The sequence below is a fragment of the Actinomadura logoneensis genome, from assembly GCF_003428695.1.
Classification (GTDB): domain Bacteria; phylum Actinomycetota; class Actinomycetes; order Streptosporangiales; family Streptosporangiaceae; genus Spirillospora; species Spirillospora logoneensis.
The window spans coordinates 1-11,663 of sequence record NZ_QURH01000220.1 but is presented as its reverse complement, the minus strand read 5'-3'; the positions used below and the strand labels follow the sequence as shown (position 1 = coordinate 11,663).

The following is an 11,663-nucleotide window of genomic DNA, read 5'->3' as shown; positions in this document are numbered from 1 at the left end:
GCGCCGGTCTCCCCGCGCCGGCCGCGCCGCCGGTCTCCACGGCGTCCCGCCGCCGAGCGCGCGCCGCCTCGTCGCCGCCCCCGGGAGGACGCTACCGTCTCCGGTGTGATCCGATGGCGCGAAGGCACAGTACGAGGCATCCGGCGCGAATGGCCGGGAGCGGTCGAGTTGGACGTCACGGTCGGGGGCGACGGCGACTGCCGCGCCCTGGCCTACCCCGCGCTCGTGGGCAGACCCGAACCGGGCGACACCGTCCTGCTCAACACTACGGCCTTGGCGATGGGTCTGGGGACCGGAGGCTACGCCATGGTCGTCGCGGTCCCCGACCGCCTCCCGCCCGACCCGATCGGACCCGGCCACCTGGTCAAGGCCCGCTACACGCCGCTGCAGACGACCGTCCTCGGCGTGGACGAGCAGGACTCCCCCCACCACGCCCTGCTGCAGGACGCCGACTCCCTCACCGGCATGCCCGTCATCGTCGCCGACCTGCACTCGGCGCTCCCGCCGATCCTCGCGGGCCTGCTCGCCGACCGGCCCGGCACCCGCGTCGTCTACGTCATGCCGGACGGCGGCGCCCTGCCCGCCTGGTTCTCCATGTCGCTCGCCCGGCTCAAGGAGATCGGCGCGCTCGCCGCGACCGTCACCGTCGGCCAGGCGTTCGGCGGCGACCTGGAGGCCGTCACCGTCCACACCGGCCTGCTCGCGGCCCGCCTCATCCTCGCCGCCGACGTCGTCGTCCTCGCCCAGGGCCCCGGCAACCTCGGCACCGGCACCCGCTGGGGCTTCTCCGGCGTCTCGGCCGGCGAGGCCGTCAACGCCGCGTCCGTCCTGTCCGGACGGCCCGTCGGCTCCCTGCGCGTCAGCGAGGGCGACGCCCGCGAACGCCACCAGGGCGTCTCCCACCACAGCATCACCGCCTACGGGCGCGTCGCCCTCGCCCGCGCCGACATCCCCGTCCCCGAACTCGGCGGACCGTTCGGCGAACGCGTCGCCGCCCAGGCCGCGCAACTCGGCGACCGGCACACCCTCGTCCCGACCGCCGTCACCGACCTCCGCGACATCTGCGCCATCGCCGAGCAGGACTGGGGCGTCCGCATGTCCACCATGGGCCGCGGCCTCGACGAGGACCTCGCCTACTTCCTCACCGCCGCGGCCGCGGGCCGCCACACCGCGACCCTCCTGTAGCCGAGCCCGCTCGACCGACGCTCCGGCCCGTCCCCTGGCAGAAGACGCCAGGGGACGGACGAGCACGCACCCGGCCCGCCGCGGCCCCTGGGACGGCTCGGGCGGCGCGAGCCCGTCTCGGACGGTCCAGGCTCAGAACGCGCCGAGGATGTCGACGACGAACACCAGGCTGTCGTCCGCGCGGATCCCCGCCTGCGGCAGCCCGCCCAGCGGCTTGTACGCCAGGGCGGGCGGGACGACCAGCAGCAGGCGGCTCCCGACGCGCTGCCCCAGCAGCGCCTGGTCCCAGCCCTTGATCACCTGGCCGGTCCCGATCGTCACCGCGTGCGGGTGCCCCGCCGTCCAGGACGAGTCGAACTCCTTGCCGTTCCGCCAGAACACGCCCTTGTACTGCAGCGCCAGCAACTGCCCCTTGCGGACCTGCGGACCATCGCCCTGCACCAGCGTCCGCGTCCCCAGCGCCTTCGGCGCCGGCCGCTTCGGCACCGTGATCGACGGCGCCTGCCCCGCGCCACCATCTCCCACCTGCGGCAACGCCGGGTCGCTCAGCGGCTTGCTCGTCCCGTGCGCCATCGCCGACGGCGTGAACACGCCCCGCACGTCCAGCACGTACACCAGCGTGTCGTCCGGGCCGATCTGCCGCCCCTGGTCCCCCGCGTCCCCGTACCCCTGCTTCGGAGGGATCTTCGCGACCACCCGCGCGCCCGGACGCGCCCCCTCGAACGCCTTGGCCAGCCCCGGCACGACCTCCCACGTCGGGAACGCCTCCGGCTGGCCCGTCAGGTAACTCGACGCCAGCAGCTTGCTGCCGTCCTTGCTCCACCGGTAGCCGACATAGTCCGCGACCACCAGGTCGCCCTTCCGCGCGCCCCGGCCCTTCCCCTTCGCCAGGACCTTCGACGCGAACCCGTCCTTCGGCGTCCCCTTCGGGATCCTCACCTCGGGGCGCTGCCCCGGCGCCCCCTTCACCGACACCTGCACGTCCGGCCCGCCGCACCCGGCGGCGAGGAACAGCGGAAGGGCCGACAGCACGGCCGCGGACACGGCGGTAAAACGACGACGCATACAGGGGTCCTTCACGGGGGCGTCACGACATCCTGGCTGGCCGATCACCCTACCGCCGGGTCACTTCCGGACAAGCGCCGCCTCACCGCCGAAACACATCGATCGCAGCCGGCCGAGCGCGGGCCGGGCATCACGACCGAACGCCGTCACGCGCCGCCGCCCGGACGTCTCCGCGCGCACCCGCCGCCCCGAACACGGCGACGGCCCGCGGGACGGCCCAGAGACCGCACCCGCGGGCCGCACACGCCCGCCGCCGTCACATACCGGCGATCAGCTTGTCCACGCGCTCGTCCACCGAACGGAACGGGTCCTTGCACAGCACCGTCCGCTGCGCCTGGTCGTTCAGCTTCAGATGCACCCAGTCGACCGTGAAGTCACGCCGCTTCTCCTGCGCCCGCCGGATGAACTCCCCGCGCAGCCGCGCCCGCGTCGTCTGCGGCGGCACCGACTTCGCCTCGAAGATCTCCACATCGCGCGCCACCCGCGCCACCGACCCGCGCTTCTCCATCAGGTAGTACAGCCCGCGCTCCCGGTGCACGTCGTGGTACGCCAGATCCAGCTGCGCCACCCGCGGCGAACTCAGCGGCAGGTCGTACTTGCGCCGGTACCGCTCGATCAGCTTGTACTTCGTCACCCAGTCGATCTCCCGGCCGACCAGGTCCAGGTCGCCCGTCTCCACCGCGCGCAGCGTCCGCTCCCACAGGTCCAGCACCCGCTTGGCCACCGGGTCGCCGCCGCGCCGGTCCACGAAGTCCTTCGCCTTCCCGAAGTACTCCTTCTGGATCTCCAGCGAACTCGCCTCCCGGCCGTTCGCCAGCCGCACCTTCCGCCGGCCCGTCATGTCATGGCTGACCTCGCGGATCGCCCGGATCGGGTTCTCCAGCGTCAGATCGCGCATCACCACCCCGGCCTCGACCATCCGCAGCACCAGGTCCGTCGCGCCGACCTTCAGCAGCATCGTCGTCTCGGACATGTTCGAGTCCCCGACGATCACGTGCAGCCGGCGGAACCGCTCGGCGTCCGCGTGCGGCTCGTCCCGCGTGTTGATGATCGGACGCGACCGCGTCGTCGCCGACGACACACCCTCCCAGATGTGCTCCGCCCGCTGCGACACGCAGTACACCGCGCCGCGCGGCGTCTGCAGCACCTTGCCCGCACCGCAGATGATCTGCCGCGTCACCAGGTACGGGATCAACACGTCCGCCAGCCGCCCGAACTCGCCGTGCCGCCCCACCAGATAGTTCTCGTGGCAGCCGTAGGAGTTCCCGGCCGAGTCGGTGTTGTTCTTGAACAGGTAGATGTCGCCGGCGATGCCCTCCTCACGGAGCCGCCGCTCGGCGTCCACGAGGAGCTCCTCGAGGATCCGCTCGCCGGCCTTGTCATGCGTCACCAGGTCGACGACGCTGTCGCACTCCGGCGTGGCGTACTCGGGGTGGCTGCCCACGTCCAGGTAGAGCCGAGCGCCGTTGCGGAGGAACACGTTGCTGCTGCGGCCCCACGACACGACCCTGCGGAACAGGTAGCGGGCCACCTCGTCGGGTGACAACCGCCGCTGACCGCGGAAGGTGCAGGTGACGCCGTACTCGTTCTCAAGCCCGAAGATGCGCCTGTCCACACAGCGAGCCTATGCGTCCGGACGCCGACTTGGCAGCCTCCACAGCCCCTTGTTTCACCGGATCGGACGCGCTCCCCTCACTTTCACGGCAGCCGCCTTTACGTTGTAGATCACGACGTTGGGCGGAAAAGAGCCCGCCGCGACACCCCGCGACGGGCCCCTCCTCACCCATTCCCGCACCACGCGTCAGGACTCGGGAGAACCCTCCCCCGAAACATCCGACCCCTCCGGGCCGCCGCCCTCATCCTCCGACGCGGCCCCACCCGGCTCCTCCGACAGCAACGACGACACCCGCGCCTCGGCCAGCCGGCGGAACAGCCGGTGCTCCCGGTTGCGGTCCAGCACCGCGACCTCCAGCGAACGCGCCTCGAGCCGCCGCTCACTGTCCTGGGCCTCCAGCGACCGCACCGCGACCCGCAGCGCCTCCGCCAGCGGCAGCCCCTCACGGAACCGCTCCTTCAACGCCTGCGCCACCGCGTCCGCCTGGCCGCCCATCGCCAGGTACCCGTGCTCGTCGGCCACCGACCCGTCGAACGTCAACCGGTAGATCTGGTCCAGATCCGGCGACTCACCGACCTCCGCCACCACGAGCTCCACCTCGTACGGCTTGTTGGTCTCCGTGAAGATCGTCCCCAACGACTGCGCGTACACGTTCGCCAACCCGCGCGCCGTCACGTCCCGGCGGTCGTACTGGTACCCGTTCACGTCCGCGTACCGGACGCCGCCCAGCCGCAGGTTCTCGAACTCGTTGTACTTCCCCACCGCCGCGAACGCGATCCGGTCATAGATCTCACTGATCTTGTGCAGCGCCCGCGACGGATTGTCCGCCACGAACAGGATCCCGTCCTCATACTGAAGGACCACCACACTGCGGCCCCGCGCGATCCCCTTGCGCGCGTAGTCCGCCTTGTCCTTCATCTGCTGTTCGGGCGACACGTAGAACGGCATGGACACCGGCCTGCATCCCTTCTATCGCAGCGGGGCGGTCGGACCGCCCGGCGCCTCGTAACGACCCTCGACGACGCTGCGCGCGAGCGCCCCCACCTCGTCCTCGCCCAGCCTCCGGTACCCGTCCGCCGTCACCGACGCCACCACCGGGAAGATCCCCCGCGAAAGGTCCGGGCCACCCGTCGCCGAGTCGTCGTCCGCCGCGTCGTACAACGCCTGCAGACACGCCGTCACGGCCTCCTCGGCCGACAGGTCCGCCCGGAACAGCTTCTTCAGCGAACCGCGCGCGAACGGCGAACCCGACCCGATCGTGTGGAACTCCCGCTCCTCGTACCGGCCGCCCGCCGGGTCGTAGGAGAAGATCCGCCCCCGGTCCTCCACCTCGTCGTAACCCGCGAACAGCGGCACGACCGCCAGACCCTGCATGGCCAGGCCCAGGTTCCCGCGCACCATCGCCGCGAGCCGGTTCGCCTTGCCCTCGATCGAGAGCGTCCGGCCCTCGCGCTTCTCGTAGTGCTCCAGCTCCACCTGGAACAGCCGGGTCAGCTCCAGGCCGATGCCCGCCGTCCCCGCGATCGCGATCGCCGAGAACTCGTCCGCCCGGAACACCTTCTCGATGTCCCGCTGCGCGATCACGTGACCCGCGGTCGCCCGCCGGTCCCCCGCCATCACCACACCACCGGGGAACGTCACCGCCACGATCGTCGTCCCGTGCGGAATCTCCTCCGCCCCGGCGCCCACCGGCGGCAGCACCCGCCGCCCCGGCAGCGCATCCGGCGAGTACGCCCCCAGGAACTCCGTGAACGACGAGGTGTCCGGACTACCGAACAACCCGGGCAGACGCCCGCCAAGCGCATCCTGCGACGCCACGCGACTCCTTCCCTCCAGCACGACCCCGGCTGCGGCCTCGCGAAAACGACCTCACCGGCGCGGACACTAAGACCCTACTGTTCACCCCGCTCCCACCGCATACCGCGAACGCCGCGAACCCACTCCGCCCACGGCGAACCCCCCACCACGCGACCGGGCGGCCGGGCGTCTGCGCGACCACGCGACCGTCCGGCATGCCACTCCCGGACCACTCCACCGGGACCGCCACCGCCGGACGGCCCACACGGACCGCCCGGCGGACTCACCCGTTCGACCGCCTCAGCCGCCCCCACCGGTCAACGCCCTGGCGAACGGATCGGCGAACGGACCCCCGAAACACCACTCCGCCTCCCACGCCGCGTCCCGCATCGCCTTCCGATGCCGCACGTCCGCGTCCCGGACCCGCTCCCACCCGCCGTCGGCGACCTCCGCGGGATCGACGTCCGGAAGGGTGAACGACAACCGCATCCCTCCCCCGGCCACCGGTACCTCGGTGACCAGCGTCCCCTCCAGATACGCCGCCGCCCGCCGAAGCGTCCCCGGATCGTCCGCCAGCAGCCCCATCCCCGAGTTGCACCCCAAGCACAACGCACCCCGAACCGCCGTGGTGTCATGGCAGTGATCGATGTGTTCGGGCTCGCGATCACTGCAGACCGCACACAGCCCGCGCTGAAACTCCACCAGGGCGTCAGCCTCGGCTTCTGTGATCCCGTACTTGAGACGCAGCTTGTAGTGCCGCGCCGAACCCAGATGGTCGGCTCGCTTCACCCCGCGCAGCGTTTCCAGATGCCGCCGGGACTGCCCCAGGACCACCGTCGCCCCGAACTCGAGCCACAGCCCCCGTGAATGCGAACTGCGCCCCTCCAGGTAGTCGGCGGCCTCTTCGAGTCGCCGAATCTCGTCGCCGAACTGCCCGAGGCCGTTGTTGCACTTGAAGCACAGCATGCCCCGGACCAGCCCGGTGTCATGGTCGTGGTCCGTATGCGAAGCGGGATGGCGCAGGCAGATGACGCAGATTCCGCCCTGCGCGGCGAGCAGCCGGTCGGCCTCGTCCGCCGTGATCCCGTACCGAAGCTTCAGGAGGTAATTCCGCGAGCTTCCATGGTTGCGCGCGCGGTTCTCCTTGATGACCAGGTTGTAACAGGGCTTGCAGTAAGGGCTGATCCCCGTACTCCTGGCGCGGCTACGGGCGAAGGCGTCAAGGGGCTTCGTCCGTTCACAGCGCGGACAGTACTTCATGCCTTCCGGTACGACCCGTCGCCGCTGGAACTCCTTCATCTCTCGGCCTTCAGCCGCCGCCTTCTTCCGGTGCGAGATGGCGTTCCGCTTGGCGAAACAGTCGCGACAGTAAAGCGCAAGGCCGTCCTTGGACGCCTTGCGCTTCCAGAACTCGGAGACCGGCTTCGCCTGACCGCAGTCGCGACACACCTTGGTCTTGTTCACCACTCCCACCCACCCCGGGGGAACCCCCGAAATCGAAGCGCGGAACCGTCGTCGCTTTCGACTCTAATGGTTCACACGTTCGACCACTCTAGTCACTTCGAACTATCCGAGTCGCAAATCGGACAAATGCGGATCACTCCCCGCCTTTCTGGATGAACCCACGCACGAATTCCTCCGCATTCTCCTCAAGGACCTCGTCGATTTCATCCAGAATTGCGTCGACATCATCGGAAAGCTTCTCCTGCCTTTCCTGGACGTCGGATTCGGGGGCCGCCTGGGTCTCCTCGACCTCTTCGGTGCGGTGGGTGGTCTGCTTCTGACCGCCATTGTCCTTCGTGGCCATGTCCCGTACCTCCACTCTGCCGGTACCCCCAACCCTATCCCCGATCACTGGCGGCGAGCGGGCACCGACGCCCAGGTCAGGACGGGCGGCCGGCACGGGGGGCCTGGTGGGGTTATCGCCCGTCCGCGAACCACTGAAACGGGCATACCGGTCACGAATCCGCGTCGGCCGGCGGCGCTCCGTCACGCTGTGCGGAGCAGAGGCACCGACGTGCGGAAAAGGCCCTCCCGGGCATCCCGGGAGGGCCTTCTCGGCGGCTCGGTCAGCGCTGTCCGGTGAGGGTGGCGACGAGGTCCGCGGCGGTGCGGCAGCGGTCCAGCAGGGCGCCGACGTGCTGCCGGGTGCCGCGCAGCGGTTCCAGGGTGGGGACGCGCTGGAGCGACTCGCGGCCGGGGACGTCGAAGATGACCGAGTCCCAGGACGCGGCGGCGACGGAGTCGGCGTACTGGCTGAGGCAGCGGCCGCGGAAGTAGGCGCGGGTGTCCTCGGGGGGCTCCTCGACGGCGTGCTGCACCTGCTCCTCGGTGACGAGGTGCTCGATGCGTCCGCGCGCGGCCAGGCGGTTGTAGAGGCCCTTGCCGGGGCGGATGTCGGTGTACTGCAGGTCGACGAGCTGGAGGCGGGGGTGGGACCAGTCGAGGCCGTCGCGGTTGCGGTAGCCCTCGAGGAGTTCGAGCTTGGCGACCCAGTCGAGTTCGCGGGAGAGCTGCATGGGGTCGTCGCCGAGGCGGTGCAGGACCGACTCCCAGCGGTCGAGGACGTCCTTGGTCATGTCGTCGACGTCGGCGCCGAAGCGGTCCTCGACGTACTTGCGGGACTGCTCGAGGTACTCCATCTGGAGCTGGACGGCGGTCATCTTGCGGCCGTCGCGCAGGGTGAGCAGGTGCCTGCAGGTGGGGTCGTGGGAGACGGCGCGGAGGGCGGCGACGGGCATGTCGACGGAGAGGTCGACGGTGAGGAAGCCGTCCTCGATCATGGCGAGGACGAGGGCGGTGGTGCCGAGCTTGAGATAGGTGGAGATCTCGCTCATGTTGGCGTCGCCGATGATGACGTGCAGGCGCCTGTACTTCTCGGGGTCGGCGTGGGGTTCGTCGCGGGTGTTGATGATGGGGCGCTTGAGGGTGGTCTCGAGGCCGACCTCGACCTCGAAGAAGTCGGCGCGCTGGCTGATCTGGAAGCCGTCGCCGCGGCCGTCGACGCCGATGCCGACGCGGCCGGCGCCGGTGACGACCTGGCGGGAGACGAAGAAGGGGGTGAGGTGCCGGACGATGTCGGCGAAGGGGGTCTCCCGCTTCATGAGGTAGTTCTCGTGGCAGCCGTAGGAGGCGCCCTTGTTGTCGGTGTTGTTCTTGTAGAGCTGGATGGGGTGGGTGCCGGGGACGAGTCCGGCGCGGTGGGCGGCGTCGGCCATGACGCGCTCTCCGGCCTTGTCCCAGAGGACGGCGTCGAGCGGGTTGGTGGTCTCGGGCGCGGAGTACTCGGGGTGGGCGTGGTCGACGTAGAGCCGGGCGCCGTTGGTGAGGATGACGTTGGCGAGGCCGAGGTCCTCGTCGGTGAGCTGGGTGGGGTCGGCGACCTCGCGGGCGAGGTCGAAGCCGCGGGCGTCGCGGAGGGGGTTCTCCTCCTCGAAGTCCCAGCGGGCTCTTCTGGCCCGTGCCGCCGATGCCGCGAGGTAGGCGTTGACGACCTGGCTGGAGGTCACCATCGCGTTGGCCCCTGGCTGTCCGGGTACGGAGATGCCGTACTCGGTCTCGATGCCCATCACCCGCCGAACACTCATATCGTCGAGCCTATCGGGGCGGGCGGGGTGGAGCCATGGGGCCGGGGTCCGGTGTTGCGGCGTGGTCGGGGTCCGGTGTTGCGGCGTGGTGGGTTTCGGTCGGGCCGGGTGGGGCGGCGGGGGTGGTCGCGGGGTGCCGGTCGGCGGGTGCGGATGGGGCGGGACGCGCCGACGGCGCGGTCCCGGGTGGGGCCGCGCCGTCGGTGGTGGTGTGGTTACAGGTACTGGCCGGTGTTGGCGACGGTGTCGATGGAGCGTCCGGCCTCGGCGCCCTGCTTGCCGGAGACGAGGGTGCGGATGTAGACGATCCGCTCGCCCTTCTTTCCGGAGATGCGGGCCCAGTCGTCGGGGTTGGTGGTGTTGGGCAGGTCCTCGTTCTCGCTGAACTCGTCGACGCAGGCGGCGAGGAGGTGGGCGACGCGCAGGCCCTTCTGGCCGGTGTCGAGGAACTGCTTGATGGCCATCTTCTTCGCCCGGTCCACGATGTTCTGGATCATGGCGCCGGAGTTGAAGTCCTTGAAGTAGAGGACTTCCTTGTCGCCGTTGGCGTAGGTCACCTCGAGGAAGCGGTTCTCCTCGCTCTCGGTGTACATCCGTTCGACGACGCGCTGGATCATGGCCTCGACGGTCGCGGCGGGGCTGTCGCCGTGTTCGGCGCGGTCGTCGGGGTGGAGCGGGAGGCCGGGGAGGATGTACTTGGAGAAGATGTCCTTGGCGGCCTCGGCGTCGGGGCGTTCGATCTTGATCTTGACGTCGAGTCGGCCGGGGCGGAGGATCGCGGGGTCGATCATGTCCTCGCGGTTGGACGCGCCGATGACGATGACGTTCTCGAGGCCCTCGACGCCGTCGATCTCGCTGAGGAGCTGGGGGACGATGGTGTTCTCGACGTCGGAGGAGACGCCGGATCCGCGGGTGCGGAAGATGGAGTCCATCTCGTCGAAGAAGACGATGACGGGGGTGCCGGCGGACGCCTTCTCGCGGGCCCGTTGGAAGACGAGGCGGATGTGGCGCTCGGTCTCGCCGACGTACTTGTTGAGGAGTTCGGGTCCCTTGATGTTGAGGAAGAAGCTCTTGCCCTCCTGGCCGGTCTTCTCGGCGACCTGCTTGGCGAGGGAGTTGGCGACGGCCTTGGCGATGAGGGTCTTGCCGCATCCGGGGGGGCCGTAGAGCAGGACGCCCTTGGGGGGCCTGAGCTGGTGTTCGCGGAACAGGTCGGCGTGCAGGTAGGGCAGTTCGACCGCGTCGCGGATCTGTTCGATCTGGGGTCCGAGTCCGCCGATCTCCTCGTAGGAGATGTCGGGGACCTCCTCGAGGACGAGTTCCTCGACCTCGGCCTTGTGGATCTTCTCGTAGGCGTATCCGCTGCGGGTCTCCAGCATGAGGGAGTCGCCCGGGCGGAGCGGGACGCCGCGGAGGGGTTCGGCGAGTTTGATGACGCGTTCCTCGTCGGCGTGCGCGATGACGAGGGCGCGTTCTCCGTCGTCGAACAGTTCCTTGAGCATGACGACTTCGCCCTGCTCTTCGAATTCGAGGGCCTCGACGACGTTGAGGGCCTCGTTGAGCATCACTTCCTGACCGCGTTGGAGTTCGTCGACTTCGACGGCCGGGCTGACGTTGACGCGCAGTTTGCGTCCACCGGTGAAGATGTCGACGGTTCCGTCGTCGCGGGCTTCGAGGAAGACGCCGAACCCGGATGGCGGTTGTGCCAGCCGGTCGACCTCCTCCTTGAGGGCCACGATCTGTTCGCGGGCCTCCTTGAGGGTCGCCACGAGTCTTTCGTTCTGGCCTGTCACGGCGGCCAGGTTGGCTTGCGCCTCGTGGAGACGTTCTTCCAGTACGCGTACTTGGCGCGGGGATTCCGCGAGCTTGCGGCGCAGCACGGAGATCTCCTCCTCCAGGAAGGAGATCTGCGTCTGGAGGTCTCGTACCTCCTTTTCGTGCTGCGCCTTGCGCGCCCCAGCTTCGTCACGAGCGGCCACGCCCCGTCACCTCCTCACGAAGAGCCGACGACCTACTGAGACCCTACCTATCTGGAGGGCTTCCGTAACCTGCCCATTCGGTGTTCGTGTCGTGCCGGGGGCGTCCCGGTGGGGAGGTGGCGGGGGCGCGGCGGGGCGGCGGCGTTCGGGGCCGCCGCGGTGGGCGGCGGCTTGGAACGTGCTTGTCGGGGTGTTTGCCGAGTTCGGCGGGTGTTGCGGTGGTGCGGGCGGGGCGGAGGTGGTCGGCGGCGCCCGGTGGGGCGCCGGTGACCTGATTGTGATCTAGGACTCGCCGTCGCCGGGCGTGGCGGACGCGCCGTTCGCGGGAGAGGCCGCTTCCGGGGACGCGGTCTCGGCGGGCGCCGCGTCGGTGGCCGTTCGGGTGGCGGGGCCGGTCGCCGGGGTCTCGGGGCCGGTCGCGGGCGCACCGTCGGC

At 70.1% G+C, this 11,663-nt stretch carries 9 protein-coding genes; 1 reads left to right on the top strand and 8 read right to left on the bottom strand.

The annotated features are described in order from the left end of the window. Positions 1-105 precede the first annotated feature (105 nt). Positions 106-1,185: a DUF3866 family protein gene (locus DZF91_RS12515; protein WP_117357643.1), complete on the top strand. Its 1,080-nt coding sequence runs from the start codon at positions 106-108 to the stop codon at positions 1,183-1,185. 132 nt (positions 1,186-1,317) lie between these two features. Here DZF91_RS12515 and DZF91_RS12510 read toward each other — a convergent pair whose 3' ends face one another. The 8 genes from DZF91_RS12510 to arc all read right to left on the bottom strand — a co-directional run bounded on the left by DZF91_RS12510 (position 1,318) and on the right by arc (position 11,228). After that, positions 1,318-2,250, bottom strand: coding sequence for an FKBP-type peptidyl-prolyl cis-trans isomerase (locus DZF91_RS12510; protein WP_117357642.1), 933 nt, complete (start codon positions 2,248-2,250; stop codon positions 1,318-1,320). A gap of 256 nt (positions 2,251-2,506) precedes the next feature. Then, the gene (gene pafA / locus DZF91_RS12505; protein WP_117357641.1) at positions 2,507-3,865 is read right to left on the bottom strand and encodes a Pup--protein ligase; all 1,359 of its coding nucleotides are present in this window, start codon (positions 3,863-3,865) and stop codon (positions 2,507-2,509) included. Positions 3,866-4,051: 186 nt separating this feature from the next. Continuing rightward, positions 4,052-4,813, bottom strand: coding sequence for a proteasome subunit alpha (gene prcA, locus DZF91_RS12500; RefSeq protein WP_117357645.1), 762 nt, complete (start codon positions 4,811-4,813; stop codon positions 4,052-4,054). A gap of 21 nt (positions 4,814-4,834) precedes the next feature. Then, complete coding sequence (gene prcB / locus DZF91_RS12495; protein ID WP_117357640.1) at positions 4,835-5,683, bottom strand: proteasome subunit beta; 849 nt, start codon at positions 5,681-5,683, stop codon at positions 4,835-4,837. Between the two features lie 279 nt (positions 5,684-5,962). Continuing rightward, complete coding sequence (locus DZF91_RS12490) at positions 5,963-7,126, bottom strand: endonuclease domain-containing protein (RefSeq protein WP_235834238.1); 1,164 nt, start codon at positions 7,124-7,126, stop codon at positions 5,963-5,965. Between the two features lie 133 nt (positions 7,127-7,259). Beyond that, on the bottom strand, positions 7,260-7,469 hold the full coding sequence (locus DZF91_RS12485; RefSeq protein ID WP_117357639.1) for a ubiquitin-like protein Pup: 210 nt from the start codon (positions 7,467-7,469) through the stop codon (positions 7,260-7,262). Positions 7,470-7,731: 262 nt separating this feature from the next. Next, positions 7,732-9,249, bottom strand: coding sequence for a depupylase/deamidase Dop (dop, locus tag DZF91_RS12480; RefSeq protein WP_117357638.1), 1,518 nt, complete (start codon positions 9,247-9,249; stop codon positions 7,732-7,734). A gap of 215 nt (positions 9,250-9,464) precedes the next feature. Further along, a complete protein-coding gene (gene arc, locus DZF91_RS12475; protein ID WP_117357637.1) occupies positions 9,465-11,228 on the bottom strand; it encodes a proteasome ATPase in 1,764 nt (587 codons plus the stop codon). Positions 11,229-11,663 lie beyond the last annotated feature (435 nt).

What these genes read in the sequence shown, in the direction of transcription:
- DZF91_RS12510 (WP_117357642.1), bottom strand. Translation starts at nt 2,250, where the DNA reads ATGCGTCGTCGTTTTACCGCCGTGTCCGCGGCCGTGCTGTCGGCCCTT.
- prcA (WP_117357645.1), bottom strand. Translation starts at nt 4,813, where the DNA reads ATGCCGTTCTACGTGTCGCCCGAACAGCAGATGAAGGACAAGGCGGAC.
- DZF91_RS12485 (WP_117357639.1), bottom strand. Translation starts at nt 7,469, where the DNA reads ATGGCCACGAAGGACAATGGCGGTCAGAAGCAGACCACCCACCGCACC.
- dop (WP_117357638.1), bottom strand. Translation starts at nt 9,249, where the DNA reads ATGAGTGTTCGGCGGGTGATGGGCATCGAGACCGAGTACGGCATCTCC.